A 20239-nucleotide genomic window follows, 5' to 3' on the forward strand; every position below is an offset into this window, starting at 1 on the left:
TGTGTGGTGTTGTCTATCCGGTGATGACGAGGCGTCATGCAGGGGTGGAACGCTTGCGTTTGTAGGGCAGCCGGCCCTTACACTCCGGATAGCCGGAGCAGCCCCAGAACTTCGTGGCTCGCGTCTTGCCCGGGGCCTTGCCACTACGCAGGCGCATCGTCTTCCCGCAATCGGGGCAGTCGGGCCCGTCTTCAGGTTCGGTGCGCTGCTGCGGCTTGCCACGGCTGTCAGGGAAGGTCTTCTTGCAAGACGGGCTCTGGCAACCCCAGAAGAAGCCATTACGCCCCTTGATGCGCTTGAGCGGGCTTCCACAGGTGAAACAGGGGTAGCTGGTGCCCTTGGCATCGGCAAAGACCTCTTTGAGGCCGCTGTCGTGCTGGGTGAGCTGCTCGGCGTTGGTTTTCACCGTGGTCACCATGTTCGAGACCCAACCGGTGATCTGTTGCATGAAAGTGGCCATGCGAGCCTCACCGGCGGCGATCTTCTCGAGTTGCTGCTCCCAGGCGGCCGTCATGCCCGGCGACTTCACTGCCTCGGGGAGGATGGTGACGAGAGCGTGGGCCTTGTCGGTGGCGTGCAGGGTTTTCTTCTTGCGCTGCAGGTAGCCTCGGTCCACGGCGCCCTGGATCGTGCCCGCCCGAGTCGCCGTTGTCCCCAAGCCGGCCGTGTCCTTCAGGATCTGCTTGAACCGCGGCTCGGTGACGAAACGAGCGATGTTCTCCATTGCTCCCAGCAGCGTGGCCTCGGTGAAGTGGGGCGGCGGCCGGGTCAGCTTGTCATCAAGCTCGGCGCCATTGATCACCGCCGGCTCGCCCTGGCGCATCGGTGGGAGCTGGTCCTGCTCGGGGTTTTCGTCCTTGGACTCGCCTTCATCTTCCGGGGCTGACTCCAGGTCGGAGTTGAAGATCACCTTCCACCCCCGCTTGAGCGGCGTTTTGCCCCGGGCATTGAAGAGGTGCTGCCCGGCGGTGACCTGGATCTTGGTACGGTTGAACTCGAACGGTGCATATAGCTGTGCCACGTAGAAACGGCGTATGGCATCGTAGAGGCGAAACTCAAGTTCCGACATCTTGGTGATGTCGGTGCGGGCCGGCGTCGGGATGATCGCGTGGTGGGCCGTGACCTTGCTGTCGTTGTAGGCCCTCGAGCTTCGCTGGGGGTCGGCGCCAGCCACCAGGCCCGAGAAGGACTGGTCGGTCAGCATCAGGCCCTGCAGGGTGTCGGCAATGTCGTCGCGTTGTGATTCGGGCAGGTACCGGGAGTCGGTACGTGGGTACGTCGTTGCCTTGTGGGTTTCGTAAAGCGCTTGAGCGCCGTCCAATACCTGCTGTGCCGTGTATCCCCAGCGCTTGGCGGCATACTGCTGCAGCGAGGTCAGATCGAAGGGCAGGGGAGCGGACTCCTTCCCGGCCTTGGTCTCGGCGGTGCTGATGACGGCACTGACACCGCGCACCTGCTGCGCCACCTGTTCGGCAAAGGCCTTGTTGATGCACCGCCCCTGGTCGTCGGCCAGCTCCTCCGGCACCTGCCATGCAGCGCGGAACGCCCCGCTCTGCACCGACACCTCAACGCTCAACACGTAGTAGGGAGAGGGAGTGAAGTTGGCGACCTCCTTGTCCCTGTGGCACACCAGCGCCACCGTCGGCGTGATGACCCGCCCGACATGCAGGGTTTCGTCGTAGCCGATTTTGCGTGCCAGCACGGTATACAAACGGGACATGTTCATGCCGATCAGCCAGTCAGCCCGGGAACGAGCCATGGCCGCGTGGTAGAGGTGTACTGTCTCGTCCCCGGGGCGGATGTCGGCCAGCGCTTTACGGATGCTGGTCTCGTCGAGGGCACGCAGGCAGACACGCTTCACGGCACCGCGGTACCGGCACCGGTCCATCAAGGATCGGGCAATGGCTTCGCCTTCCCGGTCATGGTCGGTGGCAATGAACACCTGACTGGCCTTGCCCAGCAGTTCCTTGATTACCTTGAACTGCTTGGCCCCGGATTTCTTCACGTGGTAGCGCCACTGATCCGGCGCGATCGGCAGCGTCTCCATGTTCCAGGACTTCAGCGCCGGGTCGTAGGCGTCGGGCATGTCCAGCTCGAGCAGGTGGCCAAAGGCCCAGCTCACCATCCGTTCACCGCCATCATGGAGGTACCCCTCAGCACGCTTGGAGATGCGCAGAACCTGGGCAAGGTCCTTTGCCTGACTCGGCTTCTCGCAGATGTATAGGTCCATTGGTTCCTCCTGTGGCGGTCGGCCACGTCATGACGATGACGGTCGGCCGAAAGTCAGCTGGAATCGCTGAAGCAGGCCGCGTGAGTGTTCCGAGACCTCCTGGATCTCGGTGAAGGGCTGTGCTCGCTCGATGGCGCGACGAACCGACGCGTCGAACTCGCGATTGCCCGAGGATGCGGTGATGTCGATACCACGCACCCGGCCCCTGGCATCAAGGTCCACACGCACCTTGGCCCCTCGGTCTACCTGCACCGGCGATGCCATGTGCCAATGCTCTCCGGTTCTGGCACCAATCCGGCGCATGGCGACCTGGAAGTCGGTCCGGCTGCGCACCTCGGCCTCGTCGACACAACCTGACGCCGTACAGATCGATGTCGTGGCATGACAGGACGCGTCGTCATCTTCCTGTGCCGGCAGGCGTCCCAGCGGGTCCACGAGCCCTCCCTCGCACTCCCTGATGTCCTGTCGGTACACCGAGCAATCTTCCGACAGGCAGACCTTGGGGCCCTCGCTGGCGCCGCGATTGACGACGCGCTGGGGGGAGCGCAGCTCTCCATCAAGGCTTTCGTCGTCACCAAGGCGTGTGCCCTGAAAGACGATGAACAAGCCAACGAGGGTGCCGATGGCAATGAAGGTGGTGACGGGCACGTTGTTGCTCTGGTCGCTGGCCATCAGGGATCTCCCGCCGTGGCTGAGGCGGCGGCGACACCGCCGAACGACAGGTTGATGCGCGTCAGCAAGACCCGCATCTCCGGTGCCATTTGCCGAATCTCGTGGTACGGGGCACTCCGCTCGATGGCTGCCAGGGCCTGGCTGTCGAAGGTGTTGCTCCCCGAGGAGCGCAGGATTTCGGTACCGCGCAGCTCGCCCTCTTCAGTGAGCGTGACGCGGACACGCGCCCCCCGATTGCTCGACATCCGGCCCTCCCAGTTGCGCCATGTGCGATCACCGATTTGGTCCACGGCTTCGGTGAACTCGGCGGAATCGCGAATCTCACGCTCGGTCGCACAATCCTTCACGACGCAGATGTAGGGTTCCTGGCGGCACCTCGCGTTCTCGACGTCACCCTGGGCATGACGTCTCGCATCAGCGGCGCTGGCGCAGTGCAGCTGATGGGTTCGGTAGACCCAGCAGTCATCGCTCAAGCACTCCTCGTTCTCTTGAGCCGGGAGTGGCGAAAGGGTCCCGGCAAGGGCCGGCTCATGGCTATCCGAGTCCGCCGAGTTCAGGATGTAGTAGCCGGCGGCCCCGAGTCCGCCGAGCACGACACAGGATGTGATGAAGGTTCGAATCAGTGACATCTGTCGCCCGTCTCTGTCAGGTGGACGTCATGCCACACGGCACGTCTTGGCCGACATCTGGAGCCATTGCTCCGCCAGCTCCCGAAGCTCCGCCCGGCGCTCTGCGATATCCGCCAGCGTGCCGGCGATCACCACGACCGCATCGTCAGGGTTGCCACGCGATGCCGCTTCCTCCAGCACGATCAGCAGATCCTGGCCCAGCCGGTCCTTGCCCTCGGTTTCCGCTGTCATCACCGAATCCCCTCTGCCCGGAAGTGGAGGTTGAACTGCTGCAGCTCTTGTTGCTCCTTCAGCGAGAGCTGACGAATCCCATCGAACGGTGAAGCGGAACGGATCGCCTCGTTGATGCTGTTGTTGATCGCCTCATCATCACTAGGACGCAGGTAGTTGATGGCCAGCACATTGCCGAACGGCACGGCCAGGCGGACCTGCACCGACACCTCGCTGTCCTGATCGAAGTTGTCGGGACGCTCCCACTCCTCCTCGATCATCCGCCTTACCTGAGTCGCATAGCTGGGGGCCTCCTCGACCACCACCTCCTCTACGTCGACTGGCTCGTGCACGGTCCACTGGGCTTCCCACGCCTCGATGGCCTCTCGTGATCCGAAGGTCAGGGAGAAGTCCGTCAGCAGTGTCTGCGCCGTGTCATCGAGCTCAAGCACTTCATGGAAGGGGGCGGCGGCTTTGGCCGCGGCGAGCACCGACGCATCGTAGGCGTCGTTGCCGGAAGAACGAGAGATGGTGATGTTGCCAGCTTCTCCGGCGTCCTCGAGGTGCACTTTGACGATGGCGCCATGCTCGGCATAGTCATCCCCCTCGTACTCCCATGACTGGCCGACTCGACGGCCGATTGCCAGGATGGTCCCGGAGAACTCGGGGGATTCGATGATCTGCTGGCGCTCTTCCGCGCTCAGCGTCTCGACCTCGCTCGAGGGGGCCGGCTCGGACTCAGCCAATGCATCACTCTCGGCCGCCGTCGTGGACTCTCGCTCCGCCATGATGCGGGCCAGCTCTTTCTCCATTTCCTCGGGCTCGGGGATCGACGAAGGGGCGTCCTCTTCCCCCTGGGGTGCTGGATCGGGGGATGTTGTCTCCTCGAGTGAAGGGACCTCAGCGGTGTCCTCAGCCGCCGTGCTACTGCTACCGCCAAAGTCGAGCTGGTAATCGTCAGTGGCGCCGCCCGCATCCCCATCGGCCGGGAGGGATGATCCTTGGCTCAGGTCGTCCAGGTACCGGGAGCTGCCTGTGTCGGTTACCGCCGCGTCGCCATCTTCTGTACCTGGGTCCTCGCTCAGCGCCAGCTGAGACGAAGACGTATCGGCAGGCAGTACCGACGATGGCGCGTCACGACCGGGAGCCTCGGTGTCTGGGTAAGTTGGCTCATAGTCATTCGGGAACAGGTTGGGAGCCTCGCCGTCACGCCGGCTGGCCTGGTCACTCGATGACGACGCAAATATTTCGGTGGGATTGCCAACCTTGTCGATCCCCTGATTCACCCAGTCGGTAACACTGCCGGTATAGATGCCATAAGCCCCCACGCCGGCAAGGCCGAGGATGAGGGCAGTCGGTACCAGGCTCTTCTTTTTGGTACCCGTGGGCTCCTGGGGAGTGGGGGTGCTTTTCTCACTCATGAGGCGTTATTCCTGAGCTCGGGATCACTGGAGGGCACGGCACGGGTTGACCACCGTCCGGGGGCGGACGGAGTCGCCAACGATGTCTCGATCTGCCCGAGAGGGATTGTCGGACTCGCAGAAACGGGTCCAGGCACGCAGGTAGTCCTGATAGTCGTAGCTGGGAGGGCGACAGTCGCTGGCGAGTGCGTCCGGGATGTTGCGGCGACCACCGGCACTGGTCACGAACGTCCAGTCAGGCTCGTCCATTCCCTTGCCGCCATCACAGAAACGCTCCCACCGCTCCATCTCGTAGAGGGAGTAGCCCTGGCTCCAGGGCGGATCATCCTTGCGTAGCTCGCCTAGCCTGGCCAACGCCTCGCGGACGGTGTCCTCGTCGGTACCGATCTGGTCGGCGATGTCCGCCGTGCTGGCATAGCGGTCATTGAACTCCTCTCCCAGCACATGGATGTAGGCCGGCTGCCGAATAGCCGCCCCGCCTCGACCCATGTTGTCCCAGGCGAGGGTGAGCTGACGGTCAACCTGAAGCATCTTGGCTTGTGCCCGCCCCTGGTGGTCTGCCCAGGCCTCGAGGCGCTCCACGGCTTCCCGGTTTTCCTTCGAGGGGTGGCGTTCTGCCTCGGCCCGAAACTCGGGGAGGTGCTCGTTGACCCACTCTGCGGACGGATACTCAGGGATCTCCGGCAGCGTGCTCCCCACCGTACACCCGGCCAGGGCGATCGCAGTGGCCAGGGGTAGAAGTTGTTTCATCATTGCGCCTTCTCCGTTTCCGAGAGGGGAGTGCTGTCGATCAGGGCAATATGCGGGCGTGGATCACTGACCCGGCCTGGCATGGGTTCAAAGTGGATGGCACCGGTCACGTGCTGTTGGTGATGCTGGAGCAGCTCAGTGGTCTCCCGGGGCACGTTCATCTCGCCGTTCTCCATTGCCTTGATGAAGACCGAAGAAACGTGGGGCGCGAGCAGCTCGTACAGCCCCTCTCGTTCATCGGCTGGGCAGGAAAAGATGTTGCGCATGGTGGCGGGGCCCCCGCTGACATGCGCGGCCAGCACCCAGAGGCCATCGATCTCGCGTTGCGTCTCCAGCTCGATGCTGACGTGGCCGTTGCTCGTGAGATGAACCTTCATGCCTTGTTCTCTTCTGGTGATGGATGAATTGCGAGCGAGTGTATCGGGAGTGGCGTATGACTCTGGGGTGCCAAAGTGCCCATGAAGGGCGCAACGAGAGGGGAGAGCTCTGCGGGATCTCTGTCACCATTGCCTCAAACTGAAGAACCAGGACATGACCCGAGATGCTGAGTGCACTTACGCGATGGCTGCCCTTTGCTGGGGGAAAAGTACCGGAGGGGAAGCTACGCCTGACGCCGGCGGGTGACCTGGAGGATGACGAGATTCCGCGCTATCCACCCTTCGCCAAGGGCCTGCCAGCAGCCCCTATCGAGAAGGTGCTGTTGACGCAGCGCGAACTGATCGCCCGTATTCAGCAGACCCTGGGGCTGTCGAATGATGAATTCGAACGGCTGATGCGCCCGGTACTGCACAACTACGCGGAATTCGTTCATCTCCTGCCCGCCTCGGAAGCACACCACCATCGTGGTGCCGGCGGCCTGTTCCGCCATGGCCTGGAGGTTGCCTTCTGGGCTACCCAGGCCTCGGAGGCGGTGATCTTTGTGCGCGATGGCACCCCGAGAGAGCGCCGCAACCTGGAACCGTGCTGGCGCCTGGCCGTGTGCCTGGCGGCCTTGCTTCATGATCTGGGCAAGCCGTTGTCCGACGTCACGGTGACGGACAAGCTCGGCAAGGCGGAGTGGAACCCCTACGCAGAATCGCTGATGGATTGGGTCCGCGAGAACAATATCGAGCGCTACTTCCTACGCTGGAACAAGGGCCGACATGAACGCCATGAACGCCTTGCCACGCTGGCGCTGAACATGGTGCTGACCTCAGACGTACGTCGCTACCTGCGTGCTCCGGGGCCGGATCTCATGAAGGCAGTGGTCGAGGCAATCTCTGGGACCAGCGCCTTGCATCCGGTGACCCAGCTTGTGCTGAAAGCCGACCAGGAGAGCGTCAAGCGTGATCTGAAGGAGAGCCGGCTCAATATCGACGAGCACTCGATCGGCTTGTCCATCGAGCCCTACATCATCGATGCCATCCGTTCGCTGGTCATCTCCAAGCGTTGGAAGGTCAATGTCGCCGGCGCCCAGGTATGGCACCTCGAGCAGGGAGCCTTCATCGCGTGGAAGGCGGCGGCTCCCAGCCTGGTGAAGCACCTTCAGGACAACAACGTTCCCGCGGTCCCGCACGATCCGGATACCCTGGCAGACTACCTGATCGACCGCGGCTTCGCGGTACCGCGCCCGGTACCCAACAGCGATGCCGACAGCAATGCCTACTATCGCTACTGGGAAGTGGCGCCCTCCGCACTGGCGGAAGGCGATATCGCCATGAACGCCAAGATCCTCATGCTCCGCATGGAAGACATCTCGTTGGTCTTTGGCAACAGCGAGCACCCGCCAGCGCCCATCGAGGCGAAGATCACCGGCGATGACGGGGGTGACTGTCACACCGGTATGACGATCGGGGATTCCCCGGAAGAAGCGACGTCTGAACTAGGCCACAGCATTCCTGATGTTCCGCATGCGGAACACTCGGCCGAGGAAAGTGAGGCCGACGATGCGGCTACGGAGCCACTCGCCAATGCCTTGGCCACCCTTGGTGCCACGATGGTGCCAGAGCAAGCGGATCAGGCAGATGACACGGATACTGACGATGCGACCGCCAGCGACCCCGGTTCCGAAGCCGAGGTCCCGACGTGGCCACAGAACATCGACCAGGGTGGGCCGATACCCACCACGGGGCTGCTCGATCGTAAAGGTCCCGGAAGTGGTGGGCCGTCGGCGCCGGTCATCGACCTCGGTCCTTCCAGCACGCCGTCAGCACGCCGCGATGAGGCCCCTGCAACCGCCAAGCAAGGGAAGCCGCGCCGGGCCGATACCAAGGCACCGGAAGCGCCAGCGCAGGAAAAGGCATCCTCTGACCCACCCATTACGGCGGACGCGACGGCAGGTTATACAGAGCCAGCCTCTGCCCCTGTTGCCGGCGTTGAAGATTTTGCCGCCAAGCTGAGTCAGGGGCTGGGCATGGACTTGCCCTTTGATATCCCTGAACCCCCATCCGCCACGACCCCGGATCATGACGCTTCCCTGGAAGATGACGAGCCGGGCGAGGTCAAGAGGGATGAGGACACGACGCCCTCGAAGCCGGTGTCCGACGATCACCATGAGCCGCCCGCTGCGTCGCCAACGCAGCAGTCGCCGCCTCTGAGTATTCTGGACATGCCGTTCCCGGGGATGAGCGCTGGCGAGACCAGTGACCCAGAGCCAGTGCCTACCCCCGAAGTTCAACCGGCTCCGCCGCCTGCGCCGGAGGATAAGAACGCGGAGGTCGTGCTGGCGCCGGATGTACGCCCAACTGCCACGCCTACTCGAAAGGCAACCCCCGTCACAGCGGGCATCGACCTGACACCTGGCGGAGGCAGCTCGCGGGCTGGCGCCGCCAAGAAGAAGCGCAAGCCAAAGCCGAAACGCTCACACCGGTCGGAACCCCAGCAGGAGTCAGTGGCGCCCACGCCGTCGCTGGAAGTCGTGGAAGTGCCCGAGGCCAGCGCGGGTGTAGAGCCTAAGGCGACATCGGCGGAACCGGAAGATGAGAGCACGCCGGTAGATGCGTCACCGGTCGATTCGTCCTATGTGAAGGACATCCCGTGGCGCCTCTATGGCGAGGCTGGGTCAGCACTTCGCCGCTTGGTGAGGCCGGTACTGAAGGGCACGGCCACGTTGGGAGAGGCCATTATCCGGAGTGGCGACGACCTGTGTTTGCTCTGGCCAGCGGCGGCCCAGACGGCTGGGTTGGCGGCTGAGGCTCTGGAAACCCTTCTGAAAGAGCAAGGCATGCTGGCGACCCCCGAGAGCGGGCCGGTCGTACAGGAACGCGACGGACTCGATGTTCTGGTGCTGCAAGGCGACCTGGTCGAGGTGATCTGCCAGCGATTCGCGACTCGCGAGGCTGACCTCGAGGCGGCTCTTGCCGAGGCCGACCCTGACCCGGCCCCCGAACCCATTGCCGCTGAAGAAAACGGTGAGCAGGAGGTATCAGAACCGCAGGCCAAAGACCCGGCCACGTCCGGCAGCGCGGCCAGTGCACCTGCCTTGACACCCCTGCCGATCGAGAAGCCGTCCACGCCTATTGTGCGCCGCCGGAGCGCAGCGGAGAAATCCTCTGGCGCGGACAAAGCCGAGCCGGCGCCGACCATCCAGGGGATTGCCGGATCTATCCCGGATATCGATGTCACGGCCCCGATCGAGGTGGATGACGAGAGCGACGCCGCTGACGCCTTTTCGGTGGATGAGTCCGCGATTGATATCGGACTGACACCCGACACGATGACGGCCAAGGAAGCCCTGCTGAGGCTCAAGGCCATGATTGTCCGGGGGGAGGGTGAGTGGCTCGTGGGCAGTGTCCGCCGTGACGGCGACATGCTGGTAGTCAATGACCACGCCCTGGACCGGATCGGCGTCGACTACCCCGACCTGACCCGCAATCGGTTGAGAACCGTTGTGAAGACCCACGCTCTGGGCATCTCACTCGTGGGGAAAGAGAACAAGCTGCTGGTGAGGAAACCAACATGAGTGGTGATCTTGAGTATGAAATGCCATGGCGCCCCAACTACGAAGCGAGGGCCATCGGGGGTTGGGCCAGCGCCTCTGTGCTGGCGCTGGCCATCAACCAACTCAGCCAGATGCCGCCGGAGCCTTTCTACTGGATGACCGGCGTGTGTGGGGTCATGGCCATGGCGAGGATACCCAAGGCGATCAAGCTGCATACGCTGAAGAAGCACTTGGGGGGGCGAGACCTGGAGTTCCTTAAGATCGACAAGCTCCAGAAGGTGATCGCCAAACACCCGAATGAGATGTGGCTGGGGTACGGCTTCCACTGGGAGGCGCGGCACGCCCAACGTGCCTTCGAGATCCTCAAGCGGGACTGGTCCTCCATTGTCGGGCCGCACGGCGGGCACCATAACGGCAAGGAGATGCCGATTGGGCAGCCTTGGATTCATGGCCTGGAACCCAAGGAGCAGAAGATCTACCAACCCCTCAAGCACAGCGAGGGGCATACGCTGATCGTCGGGACCACCGGCTCGGGAAAGACGCGCATGTTCGACATCTTGATCTCCCAGGCGATCATGCGAGGCGAGGCGGTGATCATCATCGACCCCAAGGGCGACCAGGAAATGCGAGACAATGCCCGGCGAGCCTGCGAAGCGTTAGGCACCCCGGAGCGGTTTGTTGCGTTCCACCCGGCTTTCCCGGAAGAGTCGGCAAGGATCAACCCCCTTCGGAACTACTCTCGCGTGACCGAGATCGCCTCCCGCATCGCGGCTCTGATCCCGTCCGAGGCTGGCGCTGACCCGTTCAAGAGCTTCGGCTGGCAGGCGCTCAACAACATTGCCCAAGGCCTCGAGCTCGTGTACGAGCGGCCGAGCTTGGTGAATCTGAGGCGGTTCCTCGAAGGGGGTGCAGATGGCTTGGTGATCCAGGCCATCAGTGCCTACGCCAGCCGCAACATCGAGGGGTGGGAGGCTGATGCCAAGCCTTACCTCGAGAAGGTCAGCGGTGGTCCCCGCGAGAAGCGGGCCAGGATGCTCAGCCGTTACTACTTCGAGCGGGTCCAGCCGACCAAGCCCTCCACCGAGCTGGAGGGCCTGCTGTCGATGTTCCTGCATGACGGCACTCACTTCGGCAAGATGGTTGCCTCGCTGCTGCCTATCATGAACATGCTGACCTCGGGCTCCCTGGGAGAGCTGCTGTCGCCGGACCCCTCCGACACCAGCGATTCGCGCCCGATCACGGACTCTGCCAAAATCATCAATAACGCCATGGTGGCCTATATCGGTCTGGACTCGCTCACCGACAACATGGTGGCGAGTGCGATCGGCTCGATCTTCCTTAGCGACCTAACAGCGGTCGCGGGTGACCGGTACAACTTTGGCGAGAACAACCAGCAGGTCAACATCTTCGTCGATGAGGCAGCGGAGGTCATCAATGACCCCTTTATCCAGCTGCTGAACAAGGGGCGCGGTGCCAAGCTGCGCCTTTTTGTGGCGACACAGACCTTCGCTGATTTCGCCGCACGCATGGGGAGCCAGGAGAAAGCGCTGCAGGTGCTGGGCAACATCAATAATACGGTGGCGCTCCGTGTCAAAGATGCTGACACGCAAGAGTACGTCACCAAAGGCGTGCCTCCGACACGGGTCAAGTATGTGATGCGCACGCAGGGCCAAAACACGGATGGGGAACAACCGATCATGCATGGGGGTAACCAGGGCGAGCGCCTCATGGAAGAGGAGAGCGAGCTGTTTCCCTCACAACTGCTCGGCATGCTGCCGAACCTCGAATACATCGCCAACATCTCTGGCGGGCAACTCATCAAGGGGCGGCTTCCCATCCTTACCGGGTGACGGGATGCCATGAACGAAGATGGTTACACGAAAAGAAACCAGGGCAGTGACCTGGAGGTCGTCAGAGTGATAACAGAAGAACGCCGTATCGGTATGACAGAGGCCATCAGGCAGCGGGGCAGGCGCTACGCGGACCTCGTGGATCTTCTCTTTTTCGACTGGCCGAAGGCCAAAGACGTCATCGAGAACCTGCGCACCTATGTCTCGGAGCATATCCAGCGTCACGATGACCCGGTGATCTATACCATCGTGACCGAGGCGCTGGATGAGTACCACGAAGCCGTTTTCAACCCCGGGGGGCGCAAGCTAGAGGACCCGCTGCGCCTGGCGGTCTTCATCAATGCGCTGGTGACGGCCACGTGCCGTGAGCTCCAGATCGTCATCATGAATGACGCCGGCAACTCCTGGTCCCTGGCCAGCGGCACACCGTTCGCTTCCTGGCTGATGGCCAATGATGGGGAGCTGACTATCTACAGCCAGGCCCCGGAGGACGAGAGCTCGCTGCGCGAGGTAATCTATTCACTGCTGACCAGTGAGTCGGTGAAACGGATTCTGAAGAGGGCTGGCCATGAAGACGCCGTTCTGGCTAATCGCGTGGTTACTGATCGCTGAGATGTTCGTGATCCTCGTTTTCGTGCCCGGTCACTGGACGGAGCGTGTCATCAAGAAGGAATCGGCAATGGTGCAGAGCCAGCTGGGGCGCAACACGGTCGAGTGGATCGATCAGAAGGCCCTCAACTGGTACAACATCTCGATGTGGGAAAGCGGTGTCTACCGGACCCTGCACACATTGTTGATCCCCACCCCAGAGGAGAGGGCCTCCAGCCGCGGCATGCAGAACATGGGGAGCCAGATATTTCCGTGGGTCGAGGACCGCCTGGCGTCGCTGATGCATGTCGTCTACCAGGTCTGCGCCCGGATTGCGTTGCTGGCTGTCTGGGCGCCATACATGCTGATCTTGCTGATCCCAGCCGTCTGGGACGGCTACATGGGCTGGAAGATCAAGCGGACCAACTTCGACTATGCCAGTCCGGTGCTGCATCGGTACGGCATTAGGGGCGTATTGCTGGTCGCCCAATGCCTGCTCATCGCCTTCTTCGCCCCCATCGCCCTCAACCCCATCATCATCCCGCTGACCATGATGGTGGCGTGCGTAATGTTCGGCCTGGCTCTGGCGAACCTCCAGAAGCGGGTGTGATCCCCAGGCATTACTTGTGCCTTGCCTTAGCGCCCCCAGCCGGGGGCGCTTCCCGTTGGCGAGGTGTTCCGCATGCGGAACACCTGCTCATCTCATAAAAATCTGGCGAATCCTTGTCGACGTACCCCTCAAGGGCGTCTCTGCGCAGGGGTAATGCGGTCGCGATCAGTGATGATGGCGCCAACTCAGGTATTACCTCCGGAGACGCTTGTATGGAGCCAGTCAGAATACCCAGCCGTATCGACGACCCGATCCATGTCCTGATGTGGAGCCTCGACGAGATGGCCCCTATCTTCGCGGGCCTGATCCTCGGGATCGCCGTTGGCCAGGCCATGATCGGGTTCGGTATCGGCCTGGTCGTGACCAACCAATACCGCAAGTACCGGGATAACCATCCCGACGGGTACCTGATCCATATCGCCTACTGGGGAGGGCTCATGTTTACCAAGGCTCGCTCAATGGTGAATCCCTTTATCAGGAGGTTCCTGCCGTGAAGCTTGATAACTTCCTCAAGACCTGGAATGGCGCACTCGCCGAAAACCGCTTCTCCCGCATCGTGATGCTGGTGATGGCTGTGGCTCTGGTGCTGGCGCTGATCAAGGCCTTCACCCGCGAGACTGTTGTGACCATCCAGCCCTACACGCTGAAGAGTGAAGCCTGGGTCACTCAGAACAAGTCCTCCCAGTCCTACAAGGAGTCGTGGGGCATGCTCCTCGCGTCCCTGACCGGCAACGTGACGCCGGGCAGCGTCGCTTTCGTCAAGGAGCGAATCGAGCCGTTGCTCTCCCCGGAGATCTACCGGCCGGTCATGGAGGCCATCGAGATCCAGTCCCAGCGGATTCAGAACGACCGCGTGACCATGCGTTTCGAACCGCGCTCCGTCGAGTACGAGCCGGACAGCGACATCGTCTATGTCTATGGCCACTCCTACCTGACCGGGGCCACCGGTGAAACCTCCCGCGACGAGCGAACCTACGAATACATCATCGACATCAAAGATTACGCCCCCGTGGTAACCCATATCGATACCTATGCTGGCCGCCCCCGGACAGAGCGGATTCGTGAGCAGATGGAGCGCCAGGAACAGCGTCGTCAGGAGCGAGCCAATGGTTAAGAAAGCACTTGCAGTCGCCTTGGCCGCCGCGCTCGGTGGGTTCGGGAGCGCCGGGGCATCAGAGGTCGAAATCCCCGTCGAGCCAGTCAATTTCAGCGTCCCGGCCAACGTGATGAGCGATAACGTGCCGCGGCCGACAGGGTCCTCTGGCGGAGGTTCCTCTTCAAGCAAGGTCGTCAACGAGAGCCCGCAGCTGACGATGGCACCGGGCATCAACGAGATCGTCCCGGTAGCGATCGGCCACCTGAACCGGATTGTGACGCCATTCGGCGAGCCGCAGGTGACAACCACTTCGGATGCCACCACGGAGATTCGTGACAACGTCGTGTACGTGGCAACGGATCAGCAGGCTCCCGTCACGATGTTCATTACCCAGAAGGGGAGTGAAGCTCAAGCCCTTTCGTTGACCCTCGTGCCACGGCGCATTCCGCCGCGTGAGCTGTTCATCGAGCTTGAAGGAATGGCCTTCAAACCCGGGCTGGTCAGCAGCCCGCGGGCGGAGCGCTGGGAAACCTCCCAGCCCTATATCGACACCCTGAAGTCGCTCATGCGAAGCATCGCCCTGGGAGAGATCCCGCAGGGCTACACGCTACATGAGACGGACCCTCGCACGGCCTTGCCGTCATGTTCCCAGCCTGGCGTCACCTATGACTTCGCCAACGGGCAGACCATGACCGGCCACAAACTCTCTGTCTCGATCGGCGTGGCTCGCAACGTGTCAGGGCAGCCACTCGAGATCAAGGAACAGGCCTGCGGCAACTGGAATGTTGCTGCTGTTGCGGCCTGGCCCCGCAACGTCCTGGGACCGAACCAGAAAACCGAGCTCTATGTGGTCACGAAAATCGGTGAGCGGCCTGAACCCTCGAGTCAGCGCCCGTCTCTTCTCGGAGGTGCTCAATGATCGGACAGCACTGGGAACGATTGTCACCGAGGAACAAGCGCATCGTCGCCGTTGGTGGCGGCCTGGCATTGCTACTAGGCGTCATCGCCATCTTCTCGGGTGGGGCAGAAGAGCGTGAACGCCGAGGCCCCGACCGGGATGTGGTCCAGCACGTGCTGACCGATCGTGACACCCGAGATGTCTCTATCGACGGGCTCGCGGCCCAGATCCAGATCGCGAAGAGCCAGAACGACGATCTGCGGCAGGAGCTGGACTCCGTGCGACGCGTGCTTGAGCGCACCGAGCGGAGTACAGAAGGCTCCCAGGAGATGCGCAAGGAAATCGATTCGCTCCAGGAGCAGATCGAGATGCTTATTGACCAGAACATGGACCTGATGAGCATGGCCAATGAGCCCCGCCAGTCCGGCGGACAGGCTGGGTACGACGGTGATCGCTTCGATGGCAATGCATCGGAGGCCGACGACTTCACTGCCACACCTGAGGATGAGGAGCAGAACGCCTACGAGGTAGATCCGGACGCGGTGTTCAAGCATGCCCCGCTGCCGCGTCGTAATACCGCGGCTGACGCTGAAGCGGCGGACCCCCGTCGACGTTCCGGCGAAACGGAAGAAGACGGTGATGGTGGCGAGAATCCCAAGAATGGGGTGCAGATCATCAGCTCCTACCAGGACGAGACCGAAGAGGAGCGTGAGGCGAGGGAAGCCGCTGAGAGCGAGGACGAAGGCGCGTACCTGCCGGCCGGCTCCATCCTCACCGGAGTGATGCTCAACGGCATGGATGCCCCAACTTCTCAAGGCAGCCGGCGCGACCCGTTCCCCTCAACCCTGCGCATCCAGCACGAGGCGATTCTGCCCAACCGCTTCCGGGCGGACGTGAAGGAATGCTTCCTGATTGTCTCCGGCTATGGGGACCTGAGCTCTGAGAGAGCTTACCTACGGGGTGAGACCATTTCCTGCATCCGTGACGACGGCGGTGTTATCGAAGCTCGCGTCGATTCCTATGCCGTCGGCGAGGACGGGAAGGCCGGTGTGCGAGGACGCCTGGTTTCCAAGCAAGGCGCCATGATCGCCAGATCCATGATGGCAGGCTTCATGTCTGGTGCTGCCAACGCCTTTGATGTCGATGCTGTTCCGGTTATCCAGACAGGGTCCGTGGGTGATCAGACCCAGTACCAGAGCAACTTCAGCCCCAGCATGTTCCAGGGCGCGGCAGCCCAGGGGGCCTCGAACGCTCTGGATCGCATCGCGCAATTCTACGTCGACATGGCTGAAGGCATCTTCCCGGTCATCGAGGTAGATGCAGGTCGTCAGATCGAATTGATACTGACCCGCGGTACCAAGCTCCAGATTCAGTAACCAGAAATCAGCGAAACGCCCTTCAAAGGCATTTTGGCGCAAGGAGGTCTCATGTCCCGGTCCATATCATCACCGCTGAAGCTGGTTGCGAGCCTGGGTATCGCTTCGGTGATCAGCGGGTGTGCCGCTTTCAATATCGGCGAGTCCGAATATAGCTGTTCGGGCATCCCTGAAGGGGTTCAGTGCATGTCCACAAAGGACGTCTACAACCTGACGAACAACGGCAACGTGCCTGTGTCGCTTGGGCCGGAGTCCGTCGAGAGTGCAGCGCAGGTGGCTGGTGGCCAGCAGGGTGCGGCCATCAGCGGTAGCGGGGAAGACCCTAACGATGTCGAGAGCAACTACGTCTCGCCACGTCTGCCCGACAGGCCGGTTCCGGTGCGCACCCCCGCAGAGGTCATGCGCATCTGGATCGCGCCCTGGGAGGATGACGCGGGTGACCTGATCGTGACTGGCCACCTGTATACCGAGATTGAACCCCGGCGCTGGGTGATTGGCGAGCCGACCTCGAATTCCCAGCCATCACTGAAGCCACTGCAGAGCATCCAGCGAGACGACGAAGCTGAGTAATCCTGCATCGCAACCTAAGACCACTGAAGGAGCACTACCATGCAGCTTGTTTCTCTCATGCAGCGTAAGGGCGCCATCATCTCGATGGCCGCAATTTTCGGTGCCGCCGCGCTCGCCCTCTCGGATGCCTCATTCGCCGGTACCGGCGGTGGCGAGTTCGAAGACGTCTGGATCACCCTCGAGGAGTGGACCCAGGGCACACTCGGCAGAATCATCACACTTGCGATCATCCTGGTTGGCGCCGTCATCGGGGTGGTCAGGCAGAGTCTGATGACCTTTGCCGTGGGCTTCGCTATGGGGATGGGACTCTACAACGCGCCGCTGATCATCGACTCGATCGTGGGCGCAACTCTCACCAACGCTGGCACGATCGTGACCACTGGCCAGCAGATCAGCAACGGCCTCGGTCTCTAAGGCCTACGGTCACCTGAACGGGCAGCGCGGTGTTGCCCCCTCTACACAGGACTACGATCATGCAAATCGTTTCTCTCATGCAGCGTAAGGGCGCCATCATCGCGCTGGCCGCAGTTTTCGGTGCCGCCGCGCTCGTTCTCTCGGATGCATCGTTCGCTGGCACCGGCGGTGGCGAGTTCGAAGACGTCTGGATCACCCTCGAGGAGTGGACCCAGGGCACACTCGGCAGAATCATCACTCTCGCTATCATCGTGGTGGGGGCGGTCATCGGGGTAGTCAGGCAGAGCCTGATGACCTTTGCTGTGGGCTTCGCGATGGGCATGGGGCTCTACAACGCCCCGCTGATCATCGACTCGATCGTGGGCGCGACTCTCACCAATGCTGGCACGATCATGACCACCGGCCAGCAAATCAGCAACGGTCTGGGTCTCTAAATCTCCAACCATCGTTACCCTGCGTATTAGGGCAGCCAACTGGCTGCCTTTTTTTATGCATCCGCCCTTTAAGGGCACGACCCGACAGGTGACCTCTCGGAGATAGCCTGTAAGGTCCGTCGTGAAAAGCTCCGTCTATCGGAGCGAAGAGAATGACCGGCACGGGACCAGGAGGGGCATCCATGGCAAGCCGATACACTTACTGGGGAAGAATACGTGCATTATTGGCGGCCTTTGCTGGGGCCGGCGCGATCGCTTCCGGAACCGCTCAGGCAGAGTTGATTGAATACAGTTTCACCTCGCCAGTCGGGGAGAAACGGTCACTATTGGCCGCATCGCGTTATGCCAACCCGGTTGACAAGATCGACTTTGCGCTAAGCGGGGGGGTCGACCGTAAGGTTAAGGTTTCCATTGTTAAAATGGACGGTAGTGTTCTTGACTCGGCAACGAGCCATCTATTGGGTGCAGATGACCTGATTACCGCCGCTGGAAATCAGTTTTACGGTGCAATTTTGACACTATCTGCACCTGCAGATGGCTCCTACACAATCAGCTCCCAAATCCTTTCTTCCGCGGATGAAGTTGTCTCCGAAAAACAACACGCTCTGGTTGTTGATACCCAGGCGCCGGGCGTTACCGGGTCTATCACGTCAACAGGGGATGGGGGATATTCTCAGATAGGATCGGGTGGAACCCCCAATCATTTCGGATCGACATTTACAAACTACATTCAACTTTCTGGGCTGGACGATAACGTTGGAGTCAAAGAGGCAACGATAAATACGTATTCTCGCAATGGCAGCACTGTCGGCGACCTTCAAGCGACAGATATTCTGCCGTTTGATGCCGATACTAGCTCAGTATATGCAGGCAGTGGTCGAGGTACCCTAAATATATACTTTCCTGATCCGCGTGCCAGTTATCGTGTAGAATTTATTGTCGAGGATGTGGCCGGAAACAAGGCGAAAAAATACCGGGATATCACATTTAACAACAGTTGCGGGCCGCTGCCAGAGCCTGTGGCAGCCAGTCGTCCTGGCTCGTCTAATAAGTATTTAGGCGCCTCTGTATTCCAAGGTTTTGAGCCATGGAGCGATGGAAGCACGATCTATGAAAACCCTGTTACCCTTGTCTGGCGCCTTCCCAAGACAAATTGGGCAGACGCCACACCGCACGGGATTTTTCTTTCTCCCGACTATCAGGATGCCAACTACGTTTACAAGAAAATTGAAAGGCCACTGACTGACTGGGTCAACTCAAACGACGGGAACTTTCGATCGCGGACACGATGGGGGTGCAAGGCGTACTCTGATTTTACCGGGCAGCTAGCGCCTGGAGTAAATGCCACACCGAAGATGGTGAAGCGGGAAATCAAGATGAGAAACGGCGGGTGGCTTGGTAATGTCATGCGAACCAATAAAAAAGATACCGTCGATGCCATCCGTTTTACTGTTGAGCCTAGAAGTTATAAGCAAACCGTTACTATTGGGACCTCTGTTGGCACTAAAACCTGTTATATTGGTGCCGGGAATACTACCTGCTCTGTAGGAATCGGATGGACCCCTAGCGGGAAGGGGTACTCCCCATGGACGATAAGAGTGCGGGATCAGGCGGGAAAATTTAATGTATTTTCAAATTATGCCTTAATGTATTGGGATTTTAATAAGCCTTCAATCCAAACCTTAGATTATTCGGAAGAAAGCAGACAGGGTGAAATATCAGTATATGATGCTGATACCACATCAAATTGGACAAATTACTTTTGGCAGCCCGCCGAGGCGAGCCTGAGCTTAATGGCCGATGGCATGTTAGCACATGAGGTTGGCTCTGAGAAAATTGTCTATGATACCAATAATTATGGCTTTAAGTTTTCCTTAGATTCTGCTCCGCATGGTTTATATGAAATGCGCGCCGTGGTCATTGACACTTATGGCAACATCTCCACCAAAAATTTTGGACAAGTGACTATAGATCAGGTTTCTCCAGACCTCGGCATTGACTCAACGGAAGGATATGTCATTACTACGCTGGATAGTTTGCGCATTTTTCTTTCTGACGATATAGATAACAGTCCTGAAATCACTTCAGCGAAACTTTCGGGTGGGCCCTCAAAGGATGTCGTCAGCCTCTCTTCTCGGTGGGTAGACGATGGATACTATATGTTGGAATACCCGATCATCTTCCCCTCGTTGCAGTCCGGGGAGGAGTACACCCTCTCGGTGGTCGCCGAAGATGCCCAGCGCAACCAAGCCACCCGGGATTTCACCTTCACCTACGAGCCGCCCCGGGTCTCCCTGCAGGGCGGTGTCGACGGCAAGCTGATGATCCCGGCGGTGGTGCACGAGTTCAAGCACCTCGACGGCCGGCGCATCATCGAGACCCAGCCGCTGACCCTGGCCGACGGCAGCACCGTGGCCGGCACCTACGACGTCTTCGCCAGCCTGCGCTCGGACGCCGAGGTGCCGCTGATCGTCAACGGCGTGCGCATCGAGCCCGGCCAGACCTCGCGGATCATGTCGCGCCACGACTTCGCGGCCAGCGACGGCAGGCTGTCGCTGCCGCTGCTCGCCGC

The 20239-nt window shown here is 60.9% G+C and carries 19 protein-coding genes; 12 read left to right on the forward strand and 7 right to left on the reverse strand.

Annotated features, from left to right (window positions below; translation table 11 throughout):
- Nucleotides 1-34: 34 nt before the first annotated feature.
- From CR157_RS16615 to CR157_RS16645, 7 genes are read right to left on the reverse strand one after another with little or no spacing between them, the layout of a single operon-like run.
- On the reverse strand, nt 35-2230 hold the full coding sequence (locus CR157_RS16615) for a DNA topoisomerase III (RefSeq protein WP_110284658.1): 2196 nt from the start codon (nt 2228-2230) through the stop codon (nt 35-37).
- A gap of 27 nt (nt 2231-2257) precedes the next feature.
- The gene (locus CR157_RS16620) at nt 2258-2902 is read right to left on the reverse strand and encodes an energy transducer TonB (protein ID WP_110284659.1); all 645 of its coding nucleotides are present in this window, start codon (nt 2900-2902) and stop codon (nt 2258-2260) included.
- Nucleotides 2902-3531, reverse strand: coding sequence for an energy transducer TonB family protein (locus CR157_RS16625; RefSeq protein ID WP_110284660.1), 630 nt, complete (start codon nt 3529-3531; stop codon nt 2902-2904). The genes CR157_RS16620 and CR157_RS16625 overlap by 1 nt, the downstream gene beginning before the upstream one ends.
- A gap of 27 nt (nt 3532-3558) precedes the next feature.
- Entirely contained in the window at nt 3559-3762 is a 204-nt protein-coding gene (locus CR157_RS16630; protein WP_110284661.1) for a hypothetical protein, read from the reverse strand.
- Entirely contained in the window at nt 3762-5162 is a 1401-nt protein-coding gene (locus CR157_RS16635; RefSeq protein WP_110284662.1) for a TonB C-terminal domain-containing protein, read from the reverse strand. Before CR157_RS16635 ends, CR157_RS16630 begins: the two co-directional genes overlap by 1 nt.
- 24 nt (nt 5163-5186) lie before the next feature.
- Complete coding sequence (locus CR157_RS16640) at nt 5187-5915, reverse strand: hypothetical protein (protein WP_110284663.1); 729 nt, start codon at nt 5913-5915, stop codon at nt 5187-5189.
- Nucleotides 5912-6289, reverse strand: coding sequence for a hypothetical protein (locus CR157_RS16645; RefSeq protein ID WP_110284664.1), 378 nt, complete (start codon nt 6287-6289; stop codon nt 5912-5914). Before CR157_RS16645 ends, CR157_RS16640 begins: the two co-directional genes overlap by 4 nt.
- Before the next feature lie 164 nt (nt 6290-6453).
- On the opposite strand from CR157_RS16645, the gene mobH reads away from it, so the two are divergent.
- The 12 genes from mobH to CR157_RS22655 all read left to right on the forward strand — a co-directional run.
- Entirely contained in the window at nt 6454-9852 is a 3399-nt protein-coding gene (gene mobH, locus CR157_RS16650) for a MobH family relaxase (RefSeq protein WP_110284665.1), read from the forward strand.
- Entirely contained in the window at nt 9849-11681 is a 1833-nt protein-coding gene (traD, locus tag CR157_RS16655) for a conjugative transfer system coupling protein TraD (RefSeq protein ID WP_219999965.1), read from the forward strand. Before mobH ends, traD begins: the two co-directional genes overlap by 4 nt.
- Before the next feature lie 9 nt (nt 11682-11690).
- Nucleotides 11691-12293: a hypothetical protein gene (locus tag CR157_RS16660; RefSeq protein WP_146218709.1), complete on the forward strand. Its 603-nt coding sequence runs from the start codon at nt 11691-11693 to the stop codon at nt 12291-12293.
- Nucleotides 12250-12879, forward strand: coding sequence for a DUF4400 domain-containing protein (locus CR157_RS16665; RefSeq protein WP_110284667.1), 630 nt, complete (start codon nt 12250-12252; stop codon nt 12877-12879). Before CR157_RS16660 ends, CR157_RS16665 begins: the two co-directional genes overlap by 44 nt.
- A 212-nt stretch (nt 12880-13091) precedes the next feature.
- A complete protein-coding gene (gene traL / locus CR157_RS16670; protein WP_110284668.1) occupies nt 13092-13373 on the forward strand; it encodes a type IV conjugative transfer system protein TraL in 282 nt (93 codons plus the stop codon).
- Nucleotides 13370-13993, forward strand: coding sequence for a TraE/TraK family type IV conjugative transfer system protein (locus tag CR157_RS16675; protein WP_110284669.1), 624 nt, complete (start codon nt 13370-13372; stop codon nt 13991-13993). Before traL ends, CR157_RS16675 begins: the two co-directional genes overlap by 4 nt.
- Nucleotides 13986-14894: a TraK domain-containing protein gene (locus tag CR157_RS16680; RefSeq protein ID WP_110284670.1), complete on the forward strand. Its 909-nt coding sequence runs from the start codon at nt 13986-13988 to the stop codon at nt 14892-14894. The genes CR157_RS16675 and CR157_RS16680 overlap by 8 nt, the downstream gene beginning before the upstream one ends.
- On the forward strand, nt 14891-16249 hold the full coding sequence (locus tag CR157_RS16685; RefSeq protein ID WP_258364211.1) for a TraB/VirB10 family protein: 1359 nt from the start codon (nt 14891-14893) through the stop codon (nt 16247-16249). Before CR157_RS16680 ends, CR157_RS16685 begins: the two co-directional genes overlap by 4 nt.
- 51 nt (nt 16250-16300) lie before the next feature.
- Nucleotides 16301-16819 (forward strand): type IV conjugative transfer system lipoprotein TraV, encoded by a 519-nt coding sequence (traV, locus tag CR157_RS16690; RefSeq protein WP_110284671.1) that lies wholly within the window; start codon nt 16301-16303, stop codon nt 16817-16819.
- A 39-nt stretch (nt 16820-16858) separates the two neighbouring features.
- Entirely contained in the window at nt 16859-17233 is a 375-nt protein-coding gene (traA, locus tag CR157_RS16695) for a TraA family conjugative transfer protein (RefSeq protein ID WP_110284672.1), read from the forward strand.
- Nucleotides 17234-17292: 59 nt separating this feature from the next.
- Nucleotides 17293-17667 carry a TraA family conjugative transfer protein gene (traA, locus tag CR157_RS16700; protein ID WP_110284673.1) on the forward strand — a complete coding sequence of 125 codons (375 nt, stop codon included), beginning with the start codon at nt 17293-17295 and terminating at the stop codon, nt 17665-17667.
- Nucleotides 17668-17849: 182 nt separating this feature from the next.
- Nucleotides 17850-20239 (forward strand): Ig-like domain-containing protein (locus CR157_RS22655; protein ID WP_181422090.1); only part of this gene is annotated, 2390 nt, incomplete at its 3' end.

Source organism: Halomonas sp. LBP4 (assembly GCF_003202205.1).
GTDB lineage: Bacteria > Pseudomonadota > Gammaproteobacteria > Pseudomonadales > Halomonadaceae > Halomonas > Halomonas flagellata.